We start from the raw sequence: 20,257 nt of genomic DNA, 5'->3' as shown, positions 1-20,257 counted from the left end.
GCAACACCGCCGAAGAGGTGCGCGAGCCTTATTTCATCGAAGAACAGAACTTGCGATTCCAGGGCCAATACCTTGATCGCGAGACCGGATTGCACTACAACACTTTCAGGTTCTATGACCCGGATGTAGGACGGTTTACGACGCCGGACCCGATTGGGTTGGCGGGCGGAATTAATCTTTATGCGTATGCGCCGAATCCGGTTGGGTGGGTGGATGCCCTCGGTCTCGCTTGCGGCATGGCGACCAGACAAAACTCTAGGGGTAGATGGATAGATGCAAGAGGCAGATTTGCTTCCAAACCAAGTGTCTCACTGCTGCCACCTCTTAAGGGAAAATCCATAGGGCAGGCTGAAAAGATTCTGAACAGCAACGGTTTTAGCAGAACAAACCCTGCCAACCCTAAAAATCAACGCTGGGTACATTCTGATGGCTCGGAAGCGCAGATTCACGCCTATGGGAACACTAATGCCACCCCATATAAGGCAGGCAACAATGCGCACGCCCACAAGTCAGTGGGACGACATGGCAATCCTGGAGCAATTGAGCTTGCAGATAATGGAATGACAAGCGTAAATACTCATTCCTCAGAGGCCCACATAGGTTTGAGAAATCCAGCAAATTTCCCTTCCGTATCGGGCAGACCCCATGGCACGTAAGAGTGACTAATCATGGCCGCAGAGTTCATCGTTAAATTTGAAACACCCGAATGGTATTCATCGAATACAGCGCAGATTACAGCTAAACTTTTTACGCTCGGGACGTTCTCTAAGTGCGTATCGACAACAGAGTTTTGGTTAGTCGGAACGGAGCCCAAACAGCCCGGCGCATGGCAGTTCGATGTGCGAGTTTTTATGAAGCCGGATATGATTTTTTTAGAAATCAGCAGCCATTCGCCCAGTATCGAGCGCGATTTATCTGCGCTGTTCTCCTGGGTCAGAAAACAAACGCGAATCTGCATCGAGGATGAAGATGGCGTGCCATCCGGATGGTAAGCGCTGATGAAAATACATAGCTAAAATGAAGGTTATTCACAAATGAAAACCACACCAGTTATTACATCTACGGCGTAATTTATGGATGGGTGCATATCGATACTCGCCATGTATCAGCGTATCACCCTCGCGGCCCTGGCGGCCTATTCAAAACCGGAACCACAAAACGACAACTAAAGCAGGCTGCCAACAGAGTTGTAGCTAAAGGCCGCCGTGTAACCACCGACTCAAACAAGCAAATTCAGACTTTTGAGAAAAAGATTGTCGTCAACGGCAGAAAAGACCTCGTAAGGGTGGCTGTAGATATGAAGGACAACTCTGTCGTGACCATGTTTCCCGTTATCACAGGCCCTTGAGTCATGGAAATCAAACTCACCTTGCTACCCATTGATGATCAACTCAGCGGTTTTGATTTAGGGGATTTCTCCCTAACCCATGAAGGGGTGACCATCACCTCCGCCGGGCGAACACCCAGTCAATCCATGATGATCTTTATTTTTCTAAGCGATCTCCTGGACATGTTAGGTGCACTCACGAAAAGCTACTCAAAACGCGCCCACAAAATAATTGCCGCTGACTCGTCATTTAGTCTGGTCTTAAAGAAGAGCGGACAGAACCTTGTCGTCGAGGACGGTTCTACCTCCAGAATGGTCTACGCGTGGGAAAAGGTCCTTGAGTTCGCTAATCAATTCAAGGGACTCTCTTTTACCGCAGCCACTCGAGTATGGAAGGCTAAGAAACTCTGATTCGCAAACTGAAACGCCCACAGAAGAATTCGAAGATCGCTATGTTTTTGAAGTTCTGAGGGTTTATGAATACAGTCCGCCAGCGTTATTTCATTAAATATCTGCCCCCCCTTTATGCAGCATGCCTCGGCGACGCCCTTCCTCGCACCTCGATGACGGCCGACATCCTCGGCGGTGTGCTTGAGGTCGCGGCCAATGTTGCAATCACTGGGCTGGCGACAGCGGCCGTGGTGGCTGCCACCGGGATTGGCGCGTGCGTGTTGGCGGCGGTGGTAGGGGCGATTGTCGGTGTTGCAACCAGCAAGACCGGGGCTGCTTGCAGGCCGTTGTGATTTCGGCCCATGTCCGCACGTGGGGGAACGATTGGCAGACTTGGGGGTTCACACATCTTGTCTTTGAATCGTCTTCCCCGCGAGCGAACTGTATGGAACACCTACTTCCGGACGCCTGGCTCAATGCCCTGCCGTTACCCTGGCTGAATACCCTGATCGCCGCCACCGCCGCCGTGTGCATCGCATTGTTGGGGCGCTGGATTGCTCTGGTGGGTCTTCGACGCATCGCCAGGTCCTTCGTTTTAGCCCAGCAACTGATCCATCGTGCAGAAGCGCCGACCCTGTGGCTGATTCCGCTGCTGGCTTTACAAACCGTGTGGACCTCCGCGCCTGACGATCTGATGTTGATCAGGGGCGTCCGACATTTCAACGGCATGCTGGTGGTGGCCGGGTTTACCTGGCTGGCGCTGAGTTGCGTCAAAGCGATTGGCGAAGCGGTGGCGATTCGCAATCCGCTGGACATTGAGGACAACCTGCAAGCACGGCGTATTCAGACTCAAGTGCGCGTGCTGGTGCGCTGCCTCAACGTGCTGGTGCTGTTGTTCGGCACAGGGCTGATCCTGATGAGTTTTCCGCCTGTGCGGCAGATCGGTACAAGCCTGTTGGCCTCTGCCGGACTCGCAGGTCTGGCGGCGGGTTTCGCCGCAAAGCCGGTATTGGGGAATCTGATCGCGGGTTTGCAGATTGCGATTTCGCAGCCGATTCGTCTGGACGATGTGGTGATCGTCGAGGGCGAATGGGGGCGTATCGAGGAAATCAGCGGCACCTATGTGGTGGTGAAGATCTGGGATGAGCGGCGGATGGTGATCCCGCTGCAGTACTTCATCGAGAAGCCTTTTCAAAACTGGACACGCAGCACATCAAGCCTGATTGGATCAGTATTTCTGTGGGTGGATTATGCGTTGCCGCTGGAAGAGCTTCGCGAAGAGGCAGAGCGAATCTGCAAGAATATTCCACACCTGTGGGATGGCCGGGTCTGCGTCTTGCAAGTGACCGATACGACTGACAGAGCGATGCAACTGCGGGTGTTGCTGAGTTCGGCGGATTCATCCCGCAGCTGGGATGCACGCTGCCATATGCGCGAGCGACTGATCAGCTTTGTCGCCAAGCAATATCCACAGTGCCTGCCGCAGTTGAGGGCGGAGATTTCATCGCGCACTGTACAGCCTGAGCGCGACGCTCACGAGGCGCCGACTGAGATCGCGCGCCAGCCGCCGGTTTGAGGACGGCTGGGAGAGCGAGATTGCTCTCGAATACGGCGGATGGGCAAGCGAGATGGGGTGACGATGCTGGCCTCTTCGCGACAGTCGTATTTCCGATGGCTCCCACAGCGTCTGTGGAGTGCCGTTGATGCGCGGCCTGGCGCGAAATGTGCGGGAACGAACTTGTTCGCTTCCGCACCGAGTCTGGCCGTAGCTGAATCCTGAACCTCAATATCCCCGATTGAACATCACCACTTTGCCCATCATGGCGGCGGCGAATTGTTGGGCGGTCATTTTTTCGCCGTTGAAGTCCACCACGTCATTGGCGTAATGGAGGTTGGAGACGATGTTGTCACCTTCGACCTTGCCCACTTGCAGCATGATCGCCATCCCGCCCACCGACTCGGCGGCGCCTTGTGCCTGTTGAGCGATGGCGGCGGGGTCGGTCAGACCTGCTGATCTGGCTTGCAGGGAAGCCAGGTCACGAATCATCGGTTTGGACAGCACCAGTTTGGCGTCTGCCTGGGTCAGCAGCTGTTTAAGTAGCGCAGAGCCTGGCTGGTCGAGGCTCGTCGGGTTACCCAGGTCCATCGACAGGCTGAAATGACTTTCGCCGCTGGCGGTTTTCAGCGACAGCTTTTCCAGTTCGATATGTGGCTTGGCCGCGAGCAACTTGCCGACTTCCGCCTGCACCAGCGCCTGATCCGCGGCGCTCAACTGCGGCGTATAGGATTCGCCCATGGCCGCTGCCGCCTGGGCCTGAGGCTGGATTTTTTCCTGATAGATCTGCAGCAGGTTCTTGGTTGACGCGATATCGAAGTTGGCGAATTTCCACAGCATCTGCGCGGAGCCGATGTCCTTGCCGTCGAAGCTAATATTGCCGATGTCGTAGGTCACCTGGGCATTGAGGTTGCCTTCTACTTCCTGCAACAGGCTGGTGTTGACGAAGTCCTTGAACTGCACCGGCGGCTGACCGGCGGCCTGAAACGTTGCCGAGGCCACCTTGGCGTCGCTGTGGCCCAGATAGAAACCGGACTTGCCCTTGGTTCCGCCGGTGTTGAAGGTCAGGTCATTGAGAGTCAGATGCACCGGCCCCTCTTCTGAGTTGGCGGTCACATCGAGGCTGCCCAGCACGCCGTTGGCTTCTAGCTTTTCACCATTGGCGCTACCCGAGGCGTTGAGGGTAAGGCCCGAGAACTTGAACGAACCGTTCTGATCGTCGAACTGGAACGGCAGCAATTCGATCCGGCCCTGCCCCGCGCGGTCGTAACCCATGCTGAAATGCCCGTTCAACGGCGGCTGTCCATTGGTTATGGCGAACCATTTCTCGGAGAAGATGTTCTTTTCGAGTTCCATGTTGCTGGCAGCCATCGCCGGGACCAGGTTCAAGGATTTTACCCGGCTCCAGGGAAACGGGCCGTGCTCAATGTTATCCACGAACAGCAGCTCAATGGTCTGGCCGTCGTTGAGTCTGGGGTTCTGCAGTCTGAATTTGTAATGAGCGGTGCTGGTGAAGAAGTGACGGTCCAGCGACAGCAGCTCGACTCTCGCGCTGCCTTCGTGACCGGCGAATGCGGCCTGGATTTGCTGATTGCCTTGCTGAACAGCATCACCGAGCACACCTTCGAGGCGAGTCCCCGTGTACCAGGCGCCCGCGCAGATGAGAGCGCCTGCAACGATGACTACGCCTACGGCAATGTTGGCTGATTTTTTCATGTGTCGACTCGAAGATGTCCGTTCTTGAATAGGGGATAATGTCTTCCCTGACCCCGTAGGGTTTCGGCTGCCGCAAGGGACGCCGAGCAGCACTTTGCGCTGCCGAGAGCCCGGCGAGATTAGCACTTGGCGAGGGCATTTTGCAGCCGTTGCGGCTGAGCGCTGATGTCCCCTGAGCTTGAGCCGCGCCTAGCCAGGGCCTTGGCCGAGGCGTTAGGCTGGAGGTCAATCTGTAAACGGGATCAATGAGATGAGCGACGCGCAAAAGCCAAAGGGACCGATCAAGGCGGTGATTTTCGACATGGACGGCCTGTTGCTGGACACCGAGGGCATTTATACCGAGGTGACCGATGCCATCGCCAAGCGGCACGGCAAGACTTTCGACTGGGACGTGAAACAGCATTCTATCGGTCGGGGCTCGCAGGATTTCGCCGAATATGTGATCCGCGCACTCGAACTGCCAATGTCCGCCGATGAATTCCTCACCGTCCGCCAGCCAATGCTTGACGAGCGCTTCCCCCACGCGCAGCCGATGCCGGGCGCTGAGACGCTGGTGCGCCACCTCGCCAGACACAACATCCCGATTGCGGTGGGGACCAGTTCTTCGTTGCATTACTTCGTCGTGAAAACCAGCAATCACAGTTCGTGGTTCGAGTTGTTCAAACACGTGGTGACCGCGGACCATCAGGATGTGACTGCAGCTAAGCCTGCGCCGGATATTTTCCTCGTCGCCGCACGCAATCTTGGTGTCGACCCGAAAGACTGCCTGGTGTTCGAGGATTCGCCATTCGGCGTGACGGCCGCCAAGACCGCCGGGATGTATGCCGTAGCGGTGCCGGATTCGCACATGCCGGTCGCACAGTATGCCCATGCCGACCTGATACTGGGCTCGCTGGCGGAGTTTCCACTAGAGGATTGGGGATTGCCGGGGTATCGCGACTGACGCGATTCTTTTGTAGGTGCGCGACTTGTCCCACGATCGGCTGCGAAGCAACCGTAGGCCGTGCGGCGCCGTATCCACACACGCCGAATTGGCAGGATTGCTGCTGGCTCCCTACAGATCGTTGGCAAACCGGCCTCCCACGCCCTCAAGACAGAAGCGGCTGATACCTCGAGTGATTTCTGCCGCAGTCCGGCTCGCCAGCGATAGCGATTTCCCAAATGCCACTGGGCATAGGCTTGCTGGCGAATGCGGTGGGTCAGTCAACGTAGATGTGGCTGAATCCGCCGTCGCCAGCAAGCCGGCTCCTACAATTGATCGCGCCGCCTGGAAGGGATCCGCAGCAAGTGACAAGGACATTAAAAACAACAGTGGCCACCTATTCCCTCTGCATCCGTCGCCGGATGGTCTGCTCGCTGAGGGCGGCACGCTGTGCTTTCTGACGGGCCGTAAGGCAAGACTTGTGACCTCGGATATATCCCGGTAACAGCACGACTTGCCGGCTGTAGCGGTGGATCAGCCAGGCATGCATTGGCTGGCTGCCGCTACCGCTGGCGAGTCATGCTGCTACAAGTTTTCGAAAGCAAACTATGAAATTGTCACTTTTCAAATCCGCCTCAAAAAGGCGAGTATGTCCGGCCTAGAGCTGTCGGTCTGAATGGCCTTTACGAGATCTCTTGCAAGCCTGCCCAGACTGTCCTGATTTCTACTTCCCTGACGAAAAGGATAGCGAGCAATGAACTACCGCATTCTTGGCCAATCCGGCCTCAAGGTTTCAACGCTGACGCTGGGTTCCATGATGTTCGGCGTGCAGACCAGCACCGAAGAATCGTTGCGCATCATCGACAAGGCCTGGGATGAAGGCGTGAATTTCATCGATACCGCCAACGTCTACAACGCCGGCCGCTCTGAAGAAATCGTCGGTGAAGCCATCGCCTCGCGCCGCAGCGAATGGGTGCTAGCGACCAAGGTTGGCAGTAGCTCCGGTAACACCGCGCCAAACACCAGCGGCCTGAACCGCAAGCACATCTTTAACGAGATCGAGTCCAGCCTGCGGCGTCTCGACACCGATTACATCGACATTCATTACCTGCACAAGGAAGACCACAGCACGCCGCTGGAGGTGACCGTTTCGGCCATTGGCGATCTGATCCGCGAAGGCAAGATCCGTTATTGGGGCGTGTCCAACTTTCGTGGCTGGCGTATCGCTGAAGTGGTCAACGTCGCCGAGCGTCTGGGCGTCGACAGACCGGTAATCAGCCAGCCGCTGTACAACATCGTCAATCGTCAGGCGGAGCTGGAGCAGATTACCGCCGCCAAGTTCTACGGCCTGGGCGTTGTGCCTTACAGTCCGCTGGCGCGCGGCGTGCTAAGTGGCAAATACGCACCGGATGTCACCCCCGACAGCAGCACCCGTGCCGGGCGTCAGGACAAGCGGATTCTGGAAACCGAATGGCGCACGGAATCGTTGCACATTGCCCAGAAGCTGCAGCACTACACCCAGGAAAAAGGTGTCGGGCTGGTGGAATTTGCCATCGCCTGGGTGCTGAATAACCAGGCTGTGAGTTCGGCCATCGTCGGCCCGCGCACCGAAGAGCAATGGAATAGCTACACCAAAGCGCTGAGCGTGAAGATCACGGCGGAAGATGAGGCATTCATTGACTCACTGGTGACGCCGGGTCATGCGTCGACCCCAGGATTCAACGATGTGCAGCATTTTGTGACGGGTCGGTATATCTGACGTCAGTCGCCTGTAGCAGTCCGACTTGCCTATCGCTGCAAGCCGGACTGCTATAGGGTTGTGTACTTCCATTTATTGGCTTGGCCTTTTCCCCACGATAATCCCCGCTGTTTCGTCCGTTTGCCAGGCCCTGCGCCGACCATTCACAAATGCTGGCAGTCCACGGGATCGACCAGAGGTACTCGCTGATGCGCCTCCAACCGAGCAAAATAGTGGCATCTGGCAATCACTGACTTGGAAATCAATGATCTCGATTGCTGTCGACGTGCACGTTGACGCCGTGTCCAGACGACCGATTCCGACGTTTCTTGTCGACGAGAGGATAGATCAGAGCGCGCACATGAACGGCAGAAGCCTTGTAGAATGCGGTCCGCCGCAGCCGGGTCAAAGATATTGCAATGTTTGACAAGGCCGGACGAGGCCGTTAGTGTGCCATTGGATCCAATGTATGTTGAGTGAAGAAGAAGCAACGATGCGCAGGACTGAGAAAGAGCAATTTCTCCGGGAAATTCTAGGGAATGAACAGCCGCCCGCGCATATGGCGCGTGCCGTTATCGAAGAAAAACTGCGCAGCGCGATACTCGATGGCCGCTTGCCGGCAGGGATTGCGTTGCGCCAGCAGGAGCTGGCCACACTGTTCGGTGTCAGCCGCATGCCTGTGCGTGAAGCTTTGCGCCAGCTTGAGGCCCAATCGTTGCTGCGCGTCGAAACCCACAAGGGTGCCGTCGTCGCGCCGCTGATCAACGAAGACGCGTCCGATGCCTATGCGCTGCGCATCCTGCTCGAATCCGAGGCCCTGCGGCAGTCGATCCCGCTGCTGACTGCGCAGGACATCGCCACCGCGCGGCATTTCATCGAACAGCTTGAGGTTGAAACCGATTACACGAAAATCGGCACGCTCAATCGACTGTTCCACATGATGCTTTACTCACGAGCGCCCAATAAGCGCCTGCTCAAACTGGTCGAAGATGGTCTGAACGAGGAAGAACGCTTCCTGCGCTTCAACCTCAAGCACATGGAGCTGGGCGAGTTGTCACAGCATGACCACCTGGAGTTGTTGCAGATGGCCGAAGCAGGCGCCATCGAGTCCACGGTGAGTGCGCTCGCACACCACTTGAACCGCGGCGTCGAGGCCATCAATAACTATCTGAAAAGTCGTCCAGCGGAAGTCGGCAAATTCGCCACGGCTTCAAGGAAGCGCGCCCTCGTTCAGTGACGGCTCAACGATCGTGATGCCGACTGTTCACCTTCCAGCATGCGGCCTGGCCCTCGCTCGCACCGACAGCTTCGTCCAGTAAGATCTCAACGAAGCGTCTGCCTTTACTGCCGGTTCCCGGCAGACTGCCGGACAAGCCTCGCTTCTACGGCCTCTGGCCAGAATCAAAATCCGTAAGTCTTTCGCAGTCCCGCTTCCCAGACATCATCGTGCGGGTCAGCTTTTCCATGTCCGTGCGGCGGCACATCTCGCTTCATTCCCCCTATCTATCGCGATTTCTGTCTTCGTTAACGCAGCGCCTTGCTGCGTTTCAGGCAAACTCGGATAACGAGCTCGCCTGCAGTCGGTTCCGCATCGCAATTCTCATGGAGCAACGAAAGGAGCTGTGCCAGGGCATGGACGTAATAAGGGACTCCCAACAACGTCGCCCACAAAAATTCTTCTAAATCGATTATTCAGTTAACGAGCAACTTTGAACGAGGCATTCGTTCATTATTATCGATTCTGACTCTATTGAGCTGGAAGGGTTGCTCTCGCCACAATAAAACTTTCTGACATAGTTTTATAAGCACTCTCTGCGCGCAACTTTTACATCAATTAAAAATTATTAGAAAATGTTTGCCACTTAATTAAAAAGTGCTTAACGTTTTCTCGTCGCCACTTGAATGACGCCGAAAGCCCCGGTGGCAGGACTTCATTCATTACGCCGACTCCAGGCTCATAACGCCTGACTAGACAGCTCACGACCATTAAACGAAGTATCTGTTCGCAACCGTGCTCGCCCGCTATTTATGGCGGCGCAACCCAGGCGTATTTATCCAGCCTAACTTGCTGCCACTAAGTCATAACGAAACGGCAAGGTTGCCACAGCACTTATTCACCTCAAGGACGTCAACATGAATATTCAAAAACAACTACTGAATCGTAAAAAGCTGGAACTAAGCGCTCATCCAATATTCTCTGAAATTGATTCATTGGATGTGCTGCGACGTTTTATGGAGGCTCATGTCTTCGCGGTCTGGGACTTCATGTCGCTGACCAAACGCCTGCAGCAGGAACTGAGTTGTACCCGGCTTCCGTGGTTGCCTCCTAAGGATCCGGAGGCCGCACGTCTGATCAACGAGATCGTACTGGGGGAGGAATCCGACGACCGCCTCGATCACGGCCACTACAGCCATTTCGAACTGTATCTGGACGCCATGCGTGAGGTCGGCGCCAGTACCGCGCAGGTCGAACGCTTCGTCGAGCTGCAAAAAGAAGGCGTGCATTACGAGACCGCCCTGGACAGCGTCAACGCTGGCAAGGCTGAAGCGCGCTTCGTTCGGGACACCCTGGATACTGTGCTCAATGCACCGGCGCACAGCGTTGCCGCCGCTTTTCTGCATGGCCGCGAAAGCGTCATCCCGCAGATGTTCCAAAGCATCCTCGATGAGTGGGGCATAACCGCCGACGAGGCACCGACGTTTCGTTACTACCTGGAACGCCACATCGAAGTCGACTCGGAGGATCACGGCCCGGCGGCCGAGTCGCTGCTTGAGCGCCTGGTCGGTGGGAGCCAGGAGCGTGAGAAGCAAGTTTACGAGGCCGCCATCGCCGCCGTGGAAAGCCGCATCGCCCTGTGGGACGCCCTTCGCATAAGCATGCGCGAACCGGCGCTGGAGGTCAGCGCATGAGCCGTTCGCCAACCCATGAACCCTTTGCTCTTCACACAAGGACGACATCATGAAAGCCGAAGACTATCTATCGTTTGCCGAAGCCTGGGAAGGCCGCGCGACGATCCGCACCCGCCCACGCCGTATCGTCGAGAATGATGAAAAGCTCATCTATCCATTGAGCCGCCAGCCGCTGGTCCTCAGCGAGACGTTCACTCGCGAGTGCCCGCATCTGCGTGACTTCGCACTGATTCAAAGCCTGTACAAATTCATCAACGATGTGGTGATTTTCGAGACTGAAATAGTCGACAAAACCGCCCGCAGCATCGCCAAGGATAACTTCGCGATCCGCTTTCCGTTCGCCTGCCGCTACGACGCCATGACGGTGGTGGTCGACGAGGATTATCACGCGCTGGTGGCCATGGACTTCATGCAGCAGACCATCGCATTGACAGGCATCCAACCCATCCAGCTGCCATCGGAAATTGAGTTGAGCCGGGCCATCCCTGCCGCCCTGGCCTTGGCGCCTGATCATTTGCGCAGCGCAGTCGAGCTGATTTGCGTTGCCATCGCCGAAAACACCGTGACTAACGATGTCGCGGCATTCGCCAGGGACGATACGGTCAAGCAATCGATCAAAGGATTGATGGCCGACCACCTGCTCGATGAGGGCCGGCATTCGGGGTTCTGGGCGCGACTGGTGCGCATTTACTGGAACGCAGCGCCCGAAGAAGATCGGGCGGTTATCGCCCGGATCATGCCGGCATTCATCGCTCAATATTTAACCAACGACATCCAGAAGTCCTTCGATTTCGTGCTCATCGAGCATCTGGCGGTCGTCGAGCCCATCAAGCAGGCGCTTAGGGATGAAACCCAGGCGATGTGCTTCCCTATCAATCGTCATCACCCTCTGGTGGGCAACATCGTGCGTTTCTTCAAGACCAGCTCGATGCTTGATTCCACCTGCGTGCAGCGCGCCCTTGCCGACTATCTGCCGGCAGGAGGCGCGCAATGAAACGTCTGGAGATTGTGCTCATCGGCCACAGTCGGGCCCTGAGCGAACTGAGCGTGGAGCTCGACAGCCACGGGCACCAGATACATCGGTTGGTCGATGCGCAAATGCTGCAAGAGAGCACGTTGACCGGCGCGTCGATGCTCATCGAGGATGGCACGCTGGATCTGGCGAGCGACCGACTGCAAGCTTTCAAGACTCGCGCGCATCTGGGTCTGCGAGTGGGGCTGACCCCAAACGCCCAAACCGGACTGCCGCAGGTGGAGCTGCTTTGTTGGTACGGATCGGCCACGGCCCAGCGCTTGATCGTGCGCGAAAAGATGCCCGCAGAGCCCTCAGGCAATGGTCGTATGCTGCGCGACAGCGCCGTTGCGACGCTGATCGACAGCATTGCGTTGCTGGTCAGTCGCTTCTCTCGCGACACCGATTATCTTGCGCGAGCTGAACGGGTCGAGCCGCCACAAAGCGAATGGCAGGAAGGCTTGCAAAGACTGGATCATCTAGCCTTCGAACATCGCTTCAATCACACCGCACAACCGCATTTGCTGAGTATTGCGCAGCAGCCCCTGGTGACGCGGCTGGATCAGAGCTTCAGCACATTCGCCACTCGCGTCGCGCTGAATATCGACGGTCAACGCATCAGCTACGACGCGCTGCGCGCCCACTGCGTGGCGATTCAGGCGCTCATGCAGCCGCTGCTTAAAGAGCCTGCAGACGAGCCGCTGGTGATCGGTATCTGCCTGCCGAAATCCGCAGCGCTGTTTGCAGGGATTCTGGCGATTCTGGGGGCCGGAGCGGTATACCTGCCGCTCGACCCCAATCAGCCGCTGCAGCGCCAACAATACATTCTGGAGAATTCCAGAGCCGTGCTGTTGCTGCACGACGGTCAGCATCCGCTGGCTGGTCAATGTGTGCCGGGACTGGATATTAGCAATGTCGACGTCACGCCAACCTTTCGGCCATTGATGCGCCGCTCGCCCGAGCCGGATACACCGTGTATGGCGCTCTACACATCGGGCACCACCGGGCATCCCAAGGGGGTGATGCTCAGCCAGCGAAATCTGAGCCACTTCACGGCTTGGTACGCCGATTATGTCAGCCTGTCGGAGCACAGCCGGGTGTTGCAGTTCTCGACATTGAGTTTCGATTCCTCGGTGATCGATATCTTCCCGACCTTGCTCAGTGGCGCCGAGCTCGTAGTCGCCAGCGAAGACCAGCGCCGCGATCCACTGCAGTTGGTCCAGTTGCTGGATCAAAACCTCAGCCACGCCTTTCTGCCGCCTGCGCTGTTGAGCATTCTGCCGATGGACCGACCCTTGACGCTCGAACATCTGTGCACCGGTGGCGATGTCTGCGAGCCGCACGTGATCGAGCGTCTGGCCGCGCAATGCCATTTTCACAACCTCTATGGGCCGACCGAAGCCACGGTGCTGATCACCGCCGGGCAGTTCCAGCCTGGCAGCAGCAACCGCAATCTCGGTCAGCCCATCGCCAACAGTCAGCTGTTGATCCTCGATGAGCAGATGCAACCGGTCGCCGAGCAAACGCCGGGCGAGCTGTATATCGTCGGGCCGGGCGTGTGTCTGGGCTACATCCACAACCCGACGTTGACTGCAGAACGCTATGTGCAGATCGCGCTGTTTGGCGGTGAAAGCCTGCGTGCCTATCGAACCGGCGACATCGGCAAGTGGACCAGCCAGGGCATTGAACTGTCCGGGCGGCGCGACAATCAGGTGAAGATCCGCGGATTCAGGGTCGAGCCAGAAGAAATCGAGCATTGCCTGCGCGATAGCCAGCTGTATCGGCAGGTCGCCGTGGTGGTCGATGAGCAGCGGCAGATTCTGGCCTTTCTCGCTCAACCTCAAGGCGTCGAACCCGACGCTGCGCGCCATTTGCTGAAAGCTCATGTCGAACGCCTGTTGCCTGATTACATGCGTCCCGCGGCATACACCGAGCTTGCCAAAATGCCGTTCGCGGACAACGGCAAGGTTGATCGCAAGGCGCTGCTGCAATTGCCGGTCAACATGGTCGAGCAAGCTCCCCGCCGTCAGCCGGAAACCGAAAACGAACGCCTGCTGCTGGCACTCTGGGCGGACCTGCTGGAGCTACCGCCTGGAGATATTTCGACCGAAGAGAGCTTTTTTAATCTGGGCGGTCACTCGATCCTACTGTCGCAAATGCTGCTGGGGATTCGTGAGAGTTTCGGGCGCAGCATTCCGATCAACCGCTTCATCGAGGCGCCGACACTGATCAACCTCGCATCGTTGATCGAGAGCGATGGCTCATCGTCCTGGACTGTCAGCGCGCAAGCACTCAAGGACGCCAACGCGCCGCTCGATCTGGCTGTTTTACCGGTTGGCCGGCTGGGCGATGTGCATAAAGTGATCGTCACTGGCGCCAACGGTTTTCTCGGTGTGCACATCGTCGAGGCGTTGTTGGCCTGGGGCGCTACCGAAGTGGCGTGTCTGGTGCGCGAAGGCAACGGGCTGACGGCGCAGGACCGCTTCGTCGACGCCTTGCGTGAAAACCGGCTGGAGCATCTGGACCTGAGCCGGGTGCGGGTCTATGCAGCCGATATCACCCAGCCGCAGCTGGGCCTGAGTGATGAGGTGTACGAGCGACTGGACCAGGAGTTCGGCGCCTTGGTACACAACGCTGCCAACGTCAATCATGTGCAAGATTACGAGACGCTTGCCAAGGACAACGTCGCACCGATCTTCGAATGCCTGCGACTGTGCGAGGGGCGCAGCAAGAAAGTGTTCAACTTCGTTTCGACGCTTTCCGCCTCCAGCGCCGTGGATGCAGACGGCAGCGTGTTGGAAGCGCCCGCCGCCGAAACCCCGCCGATCTACATCAAGAACGGCTACAACCTGTCCAAATGGGTCGCCGAACGCATTCTGCAACAGGCGCGCGAAAAGGGCGCATGGGTGAACGTTTATCGGCCCGGCAATATCGCGTTCAACAGCGTTACCGGCGTGTGCCAGCCGCACAAGAATCGTCTGATGCTGATGCTCAAAGGCTCGATGCAATTGGGGCAGGTTCCTGAGTTCTCGATGACCTTCGACTTGATGCCAGTGGACTTCCTCGCGCGCTTCATCGGCTTTCACAGCAGCCGTTATCAGCCCACCCGCGCGGTATTCAATCTGCACAACCCTGAGCCGCTGAGCTGGAGCGGCTATGTCGATGCGTTCCGCGAGGCCGGACGTGAATTCGAGATGGTCAGCATCGCGCACTGGCAGAGCCAGCTGAACAGAGTCGACAGCGATAACGCGCTATTCGGCGTGCTCGGCTTCTACCTCGACGGCTTCGAGGAAGACATCGGCGACATCTCGATGATCGCCTATCAAAACGCCCTCGCCGGTGTACAGCGCATGGGCGAACGCTACCCGCAGAAAACCCCGGCGCTACTGCGCAAGGGCTGCGATTACCTGAAAGAAATCGAGTTCATCTGACGCAATACCCACGTACGTAACGGAGAACGACATGAACGCAATCAACACCATCGACACCCTGAAACCCGACACGCTGATCAGCAACCCGTCCGGTACGCCGGTAGTGGCTTCGGTAGAGGTCGCAGCGACGGCGAGCGACGTCTGGCAGATCGTGGGGGATTTTGGCGGCTTTACGAAATTCATCCCGGCGCTGGCCAGCATCGAAGTCATCGGTAATGGCATCGGTTCGGTCCGTTACAAGAAATTCAAGGAAGGTGGCTTGGAGGTGGTCGAGCAACTCAATTCGCGTGATGACAATGCGCTGTTCATGACCTGGACGACGATCCATAACAACCTTGGCGTCGGCAGCCTTTGGGCTTCGATGACGGTGGCGCGCGTTACTGATGATAAAAGCATCGCCACCTGGACAATCATCGCTGAGCCCGCCGAAGGCAATTCTGCGAGCGCCGAGGAATTTCAGGCTTTCCTGCAGGGTTTCGCCGATGATGCGATGAACAACGTGCAAAAATTGTTCGCCTGATAATCACCCTACAGATCCACAACCCGCCCCGGCATCGGCCTGGGCGGGCTTTGTCGTTTGTAATCGCCAGTTGCAAATTCTCCAGCGCCTTCACACAATGCGACTAATTATCATTTGAGCGGCGCTGGGACGGCGCGTTTTGATGCCTTCTTATCACGCAAACTTGCGCACTCTTTACAGCGATCACCACAGCTGGCTCAACGGCTGGCTGCGCAGCAAGTTGGGCAACGCTGCAGATGCCGCGGACCTGGCCCAGGATACGTTCGTGCGCCTGCTCAATCGCAGCGAATTGCTGGAGTTGAAAGCGCCGAGGGCGTTTCTGCGTACTGTCGCGCGGGGTCTGGTGATTGATCATTGGCGCCGTGAAGAGCTGGAGCGTGCCTACCTCGAAGCCCTTGCCCATTTACCCGAACACGAAACGCCTTCGCCAGAATCCCGCGAACTGGTGTTCGAGTTGCTGGAAAATATCGCCAGAATGCTCGACGGGCTCAAACCGAACGTGCGCCGTGCATTCCTCTTCGCCCAATGCGAAGGCATGCCCTACAAGCAGATCGCCGAATACATGGGCATCTCCTTGCGCTCCGTCGAGCGTCATGTGGCAGACGCGCTGTACCACTGTTACCTGCTGAAGTACGCAACGTGAGTCATGACGCATGAATCAGGCATCCTTACTCGATCACCTGCAACCTTCGCCCGCCGTGGTTCGGCAAGCCATCGAATGGATGATGCGCCTCAACAACAACGCGGCCAGCCCGCGTGTTCACCGACGCTGCGAGCAATGGCGCGCAGCCCATCCCGATCATGAATGCGCCTGGCAGCGGGTTCTCTCGCTCAACGCTGATTTGCACAGCCGCTTTCAGGCGCTCCCGGCCAGCGGTGCCGCCTTCGATGCGTTGGAGACCAGCGCGCAGCGACTGGGCCGCAGGCAGGCGCTGAAGCTGCTGTCGGGCCTGCTGGTGGCGGGTTCTGGTGCGTATCTGGCGAAGGACCTTGCGCCCTGGCAGCAGTGGACAGCCGATTTCTCGACCCGGATCGGCCAGCGCAGCGGCTTCGCTCTAACGGATGGAACACGTCTGCGGCTCAATACCGATTCGGCAGTGGATCAGAACTTCAGTGCCAGGCAGCGCCTGATAACGTTGAACAAAGGCGAGATTCTGATCAACTGCGGCTCCGATGCGGGAAGCATACCGCCACGGCCGCTACTGGTCGGCTGCAAGCATGGCATGGTTGAAGGTCTGGCCGGGTGCTTCGTGATGCGTCAGGAGGAAAAACATACGCGGCTCAGTGTCACGGAAGGTCGTGTGCTCATTCATTCCCCGGTCTCAATACCCCTGACTGTGCACGCCGGTCAGAGCTACTCGATCAACGGGCAGCACGCCGACCTGCTGCCTGAACCGGATATGGACCCGGGTGCCTGGGCCGATGGACTGATCGTCACCCGCAACATGCGCCTGGGTGACTTCATCGCTGAAGTCGCCCGCTATCGCCGAGGTTACGTCGGCTGCGAGCAGGATGTCGCTCAGTTGCGCCTGTCCGGGGTGTTTCGTCTGGAAGACACCGACAAACTGCTGGCACTCCTTCCGCAAAGTCTGCCGGTGCGCCTCAACTACCGCACACGCTGGTGGGTCACACTACAACGCAATGCATAACAGGCAATTTTTTTGGCGGGTTTCCCGAGCACGTCCGGCTTAGAGATCAGTACCCCTCCTCTTTACCGACCTTGACGGAACTCGCAATGACCCGGCTTCAACGTATATACCAGGCTCATCCCGATCAGCTTCAGCGTTTGGGCTCAGACTCCGCCAGACCTTCCCTGCTTGGTTCGGCCATTCGCGCCGCGCTAATTTCCACCACACTGTCGGCCTGTACCGTGCCCCTGCATGCACTGGCTGCGGAATCTTCGGTGATGGTCACTCCGGCACGCAGCTACTCGATTCCGGCAGGTCCGTTGGCCGATGCATTGAACCAGTTCGCGCGTCAGGCCGGGATCATGCTATCAGCCACTCCCGAGCAGATAGCGGGACTTCAATCTCCAGGGCTACAAGGCAGTTATTCCACCGATCAGGCGCTGACCGTCTTGCTGGGTGGCAGCGGCCTGCAAGCGATCAGCCAGGATGGCAGCGGCTATGTGCTGCACAGCGCCGATGATCAGGCGATGGCATTGCCGAGTACCGATATCCGGGGTTTCGCGCTGGGCAATGCGCTGGGGAGCATGGAGGGCTACAACGCGACTCACAGCCAGGTCGCGACCAAGACCAGTACGGCGCTGCTGGAAACCTCGCAGTCGGTGTCGGTGGTGACGCGTGAACAGCTGGATGACCAAGGCTCGCAGACCGTCGCTCAGGCGATGCGTTATACGCCGGGAGTGCTGACCAATCCTTATGGCGCGACTCACCGGTACGACTATGTGGCGATGCGCGGCTTCAACGATGGCTCGGTGGACAACATCTACCTCGACGGCCTGAAGTCTATGGGGGACAGCGGCACCTACAGCACGATGCAGGTTGATCCGTATTTCCTCGAACGCATCGATATCCTGAAAGGCCCGTCATCGGTATTGTATGGCCGTAGTTCACCGGGCGGTCTGGTTGCGCTGACCAGCAAGAAGCCACTGTATGAACCCTATCACCAGATTCAGGCGACGGTGGGCTCCAACAATCAGCGTGGGGTAGGGTTTGACTTCAGCGGCCCTGTGGATGAAGACAAACGCATCGCCTATCGCCTGGTCGGTCTGACCGACAAATCCGACACGCAATTCGATCACGCCGAAGAGAAACGCTATGCGCTGGCTCCCACGCTGAGCATCGACTTCACCGAAGACACGTCGCTTACCCTCCAGGCATACCTGCAACATGATCCGGAAGGCGGATACCACGGCGGCAACCCGGCAGACGGCGCATTGCATCAGCGTAATGGTCAACGCATCTCCGAGCACTTCTTTGAAGGCGAACCCGGCATCGATGGCTATAGCCGTGATCAGCAGTCGTTCGGCTATCAGTTCGAGCATCGCTTCAACGATGTCTTCACCGCGCGGCAGAACTTCCGTTATCTGGATTCGAAGGTGAGTCTGGATCAGGTCTACAGCTACGGCTGGACCTCACCGACGAGCAACGAGCTCAACCGCTACTACTCGGGTGCCAACGAGCATCTGCATTCGTACATCGTCGATAACATGCTGCAGGCCGACTTCTTCACAGGCCCGGTCAAACATACCGCGTTGGTCGGCGCGGACTATCAGCGGCGCAAAACCGTGGTGGATTGGCAAAGCGGCGCTCTGGCGCCGATCAATGCGTTCAACCCGGTGTATGGCAATTCGGAAATCAGCTACTACGACCCCACCAGCTATTTGCGGCGTCTGGAGCAAACCGGGATGTATGCACAGGATCTGATCGAATGGGAGAAGTGGCGCTTCTCGCTGGGCTTGCGTCATGACTGGGTCGAGACGTCGGATGAAAACCGCATCGCCGAATACAACCGTCCTGAAGGCACCGAGATCAACGACAAACGCACCAAGACTACGGGTCGCGCTGGCGTGCTGTATTTGTTCGACAACGGTGTTGCGCCTTACATCAGCTATTCCGAGTCATTCAACCCGAACTCGTATTCCGACAGCGCTGGCAACCCACTAGCCCCTACTGATGGCAAGCAATGGGAAGCCGGCATCAAATATCAGCCGCCGGGGACTGACAATCTGTTCACGGCCTCGGTGTTCCGCATTGACCAAGAGAACCTGGCGACCAAACTGCCCCAAGAGAACTTCTACCGCGCGATCGGTGCTGTTCGTTCTCAGGGTCTAGAGCTTGAAGCGCATATGCAGTTGACCGAGAACTTCAAGGTTTTGGGCAGCTATACGCTGACCGACATTGATTATTCAAAATCAATGCCGAGCACTGTGAGCGACATCGACAACAAGGGCAACTCCCCGACCCAGGCGCCGAAACATATGGCATCGGTGTGGGGCGACTACAAGTTCAACAGCGGTATGCTGGATGGGCTGCGGCTGGGCACAGGCTTGCGATATGTCGGCTCAAGCTGGGTAGATTCCGAGAACACCATGAAGGTGCCTTCCTACGCGCTGTGGGACGCTTCGGTGGGTTATGACTTGAGCAAGGTGGGGCTGAAAGGTTTGGACGTCAGGCTTAATGCCAATAACCTTACCGATGAGTCTTATGTCGCGTCGTGTGCAAGCTTGAACTTCTGCTACATGGGCGAAGAGCGCAATGTCAGCGCGACCGTGAGCTATCAGTTCTAAATAGCGATCGTTCATCAGCCAGCTTTCGGAAACGGAAGCTGGCTTTTGTATGGTCCTGAAACGACAAAACCCCTGTCTTCGTAGCAGACAGGGGTTTTGGAATTCAATCTTGACGATGACCTACTCTCACATGGGGAAACCCCACACTACCATCGGCGATGCATCGTTTCACTGCTGAGTTCGGGATGGGATCAGGTGGTTCCAATGCTCTATGGTCGTCAAGAAATTCGGGTACTGAGTCGTGGCCTAGGCCTCGCTTCAGCAAATTGGGTATGTAATAGAATCGGTGTTTTGCAAGAGTCGAACTTTCGGTTCGTTTCGTCTTCACACACCGCAATCTGGTGCCTTTTCAGGTCAGCAAATTGCTTGGGTGTTATATGGTCAAGCCTCACGGGCAATTAGTATTGGTTAGCTCAACGCCTCACAGCGCTTACACACCCAACCTATCAACGTCGTAGTCTTCGACGGCCCTTCAGGGAACTCA

General features: G+C 57.2%; 15 protein-coding genes, 2 rRNA genes and 1 pseudogene. 15 read left to right on the top strand and 3 right to left on the bottom strand.

The genetic code is table 11. The features are described 5' to 3' along the window. The 5 genes and pseudogenes from ACRER8_RS06185 to ACRER8_RS06165 all read left to right on the top strand — a co-directional run. Positions 1–656, top strand: a 656-nt coding sequence (locus ACRER8_RS06185; protein WP_431745462.1) for an RHS repeat-associated core domain-containing protein, incomplete at its 5' end; no start/stop codon positions are given. 12 nt (positions 657–668) lie between these two features. Continuing rightward, positions 669–992 (top strand): 3-hydroxydecyl-ACP dehydratase, encoded by a 324-nt coding sequence (locus ACRER8_RS06180; protein WP_431745461.1) that lies wholly within the window; start codon positions 669–671, stop codon positions 990–992. Positions 993–1,351: 359 nt separating this feature from the next. Continuing rightward, the gene (locus tag ACRER8_RS06175) at positions 1,352–1,738 is read left to right on the top strand and encodes a hypothetical protein (protein WP_431745460.1); all 387 of its coding nucleotides are present in this window, start codon (positions 1,352–1,354) and stop codon (positions 1,736–1,738) included. 65 nt (positions 1,739–1,803) lie between these two features. Next, positions 1,804–2,052, top strand: a pseudogene (locus ACRER8_RS06170) (hypothetical protein); the annotation flags it as partial. A 110-nt stretch (positions 2,053–2,162) separates the two neighbouring features. Beyond that, positions 2,163–3,293 (top strand): mechanosensitive ion channel family protein, encoded by a 1,131-nt coding sequence (locus tag ACRER8_RS06165; RefSeq protein ID WP_431745459.1) that lies wholly within the window; start codon positions 2,163–2,165, stop codon positions 3,291–3,293. A gap of 207 nt (positions 3,294–3,500) precedes the next feature. Here ACRER8_RS06165 and ACRER8_RS06160 read toward each other — a convergent pair whose 3' ends face one another. Further along, positions 3,501–4,988, bottom strand: a complete 1,488-nt coding sequence (locus tag ACRER8_RS06160; protein WP_431745458.1) for a YdgA family protein — start codon at positions 4,986–4,988, stop codon at positions 3,501–3,503. A 250-nt stretch (positions 4,989–5,238) separates the two neighbouring features. Between ACRER8_RS06160 and ACRER8_RS06155 the strand changes: the two genes are divergently transcribed. The 10 genes from ACRER8_RS06155 to ACRER8_RS06110 all read left to right on the top strand — a co-directional run bounded on the left by ACRER8_RS06155 (position 5,239) and on the right by ACRER8_RS06110 (position 19,773). Next, complete coding sequence (locus ACRER8_RS06155) at positions 5,239–5,931, top strand: HAD-IA family hydrolase (protein WP_431745457.1); 693 nt, start codon at positions 5,239–5,241, stop codon at positions 5,929–5,931. 733 nt (positions 5,932–6,664) lie between these two features. Beyond that, positions 6,665–7,669, top strand: a complete 1,005-nt coding sequence (locus ACRER8_RS06150) for an aldo/keto reductase (protein WP_431745456.1) — start codon at positions 6,665–6,667, stop codon at positions 7,667–7,669. Positions 7,670–8,141: 472 nt separating this feature from the next. Next, positions 8,142–8,885 (top strand): GntR family transcriptional regulator, encoded by a 744-nt coding sequence (locus ACRER8_RS06145; RefSeq protein WP_431745465.1) that lies wholly within the window; start codon positions 8,142–8,144, stop codon positions 8,883–8,885. A gap of 896 nt (positions 8,886–9,781) precedes the next feature. Beyond that, complete coding sequence (locus tag ACRER8_RS06140) at positions 9,782–10,558, top strand: DUF3050 domain-containing protein (RefSeq protein WP_431745455.1); 777 nt, start codon at positions 9,782–9,784, stop codon at positions 10,556–10,558. A 49-nt stretch (positions 10,559–10,607) separates the two neighbouring features. After that, positions 10,608–11,552 carry a diiron oxygenase gene (locus ACRER8_RS06135; protein ID WP_431745454.1) on the top strand — a complete coding sequence of 315 codons (945 nt, stop codon included), beginning with the start codon at positions 10,608–10,610 and terminating at the stop codon, positions 11,550–11,552. Further along, positions 11,549–15,001: a thioester reductase domain-containing protein gene (locus ACRER8_RS06130; RefSeq protein ID WP_431745453.1), complete on the top strand. Its 3,453-nt coding sequence runs from the start codon at positions 11,549–11,551 to the stop codon at positions 14,999–15,001. Before ACRER8_RS06135 ends, ACRER8_RS06130 begins: the two co-directional genes overlap by 4 nt. A 49-nt stretch (positions 15,002–15,050) precedes the next feature. Beyond that, positions 15,051–15,521 carry an SRPBCC family protein gene (locus ACRER8_RS06125; RefSeq protein ID WP_431745464.1) on the top strand — a complete coding sequence of 157 codons (471 nt, stop codon included), beginning with the start codon at positions 15,051–15,053 and terminating at the stop codon, positions 15,519–15,521. A 142-nt stretch (positions 15,522–15,663) separates the two neighbouring features. Continuing rightward, the gene (locus ACRER8_RS06120; protein WP_431745452.1) at positions 15,664–16,164 is read left to right on the top strand and encodes a sigma-70 family RNA polymerase sigma factor; all 501 of its coding nucleotides are present in this window, start codon (positions 15,664–15,666) and stop codon (positions 16,162–16,164) included. 10 nt (positions 16,165–16,174) lie between these two features. After that, complete coding sequence (locus ACRER8_RS06115; protein ID WP_431745451.1) at positions 16,175–17,170, top strand: DUF4880 domain-containing protein; 996 nt, start codon at positions 16,175–16,177, stop codon at positions 17,168–17,170. A 257-nt stretch (positions 17,171–17,427) separates the two neighbouring features. Further along, on the top strand, positions 17,428–19,773 hold the full coding sequence (locus ACRER8_RS06110; RefSeq protein WP_431745463.1) for a TonB-dependent siderophore receptor: 2,346 nt from the start codon (positions 17,428–17,430) through the stop codon (positions 19,771–19,773). A gap of 107 nt (positions 19,774–19,880) precedes the next feature. On the opposite strand, the gene rrf is transcribed toward ACRER8_RS06110, so the two are convergent. Both rrf and ACRER8_RS06100 read right to left on the bottom strand, forming a co-directional pair. Next, positions 19,881–19,996 (bottom strand): 5S ribosomal RNA (gene rrf, locus ACRER8_RS06105). 154 nt (positions 19,997–20,150) lie between these two features. Then, positions 20,151–20,257: ribosomal RNA gene (locus ACRER8_RS06100) — 23S ribosomal RNA — on the bottom strand; the annotation flags it as partial.

Origin of the sequence: Pseudomonas sp. (assembly GCF_050739935.1) — a bacterium.
Lineage (GTDB): Bacteria > Pseudomonadota > Gammaproteobacteria > Pseudomonadales > Pseudomonadaceae > Aquipseudomonas.
This window is presented reverse-complemented; position numbering and strand designations above follow the sequence as displayed.

Bases quoted from the DNA above. Each gene is read 5' to 3' on its own strand.
- ACRER8_RS06115 (WP_431745451.1), top strand. From the start codon at position 16,175: ATGAATCAGGCATCCTTACTCGATCACCTGCAACCTTCGCCCGCCGTG.
- ACRER8_RS06175 (WP_431745460.1), top strand. From the start codon at position 1,352: ATGGAAATCAAACTCACCTTGCTACCCATTGATGATCAACTCAGCGGT.
- ACRER8_RS06135 (WP_431745454.1), top strand. From the start codon at position 10,608: ATGAAAGCCGAAGACTATCTATCGTTTGCCGAAGCCTGGGAAGGCCGC.
- ACRER8_RS06145 (WP_431745465.1), top strand. From the start codon at position 8,142: ATGCGCAGGACTGAGAAAGAGCAATTTCTCCGGGAAATTCTAGGGAAT.
- ACRER8_RS06155 (WP_431745457.1), top strand. From the start codon at position 5,239: ATGAGCGACGCGCAAAAGCCAAAGGGACCGATCAAGGCGGTGATTTTC.
- ACRER8_RS06160 (WP_431745458.1), bottom strand. From the start codon at position 4,988: ATGAAAAAATCAGCCAACATTGCCGTAGGCGTAGTCATCGTTGCAGGC.
- ACRER8_RS06180 (WP_431745461.1), top strand. From the start codon at position 669: ATGGCCGCAGAGTTCATCGTTAAATTTGAAACACCCGAATGGTATTCA.
- ACRER8_RS06150 (WP_431745456.1), top strand. From the start codon at position 6,665: ATGAACTACCGCATTCTTGGCCAATCCGGCCTCAAGGTTTCAACGCTG.
- ACRER8_RS06110 (WP_431745463.1), top strand. From the start codon at position 17,428: ATGGTCACTCCGGCACGCAGCTACTCGATTCCGGCAGGTCCGTTGGCC.
- ACRER8_RS06130 (WP_431745453.1), top strand. From the start codon at position 11,549: ATGAAACGTCTGGAGATTGTGCTCATCGGCCACAGTCGGGCCCTGAGC.
- ACRER8_RS06165 (WP_431745459.1), top strand. From the start codon at position 2,163: ATGGAACACCTACTTCCGGACGCCTGGCTCAATGCCCTGCCGTTACCC.
- ACRER8_RS06140 (WP_431745455.1), top strand. From the start codon at position 9,782: ATGAATATTCAAAAACAACTACTGAATCGTAAAAAGCTGGAACTAAGC.
- ACRER8_RS06120 (WP_431745452.1), top strand. From the start codon at position 15,664: ATGCCTTCTTATCACGCAAACTTGCGCACTCTTTACAGCGATCACCAC.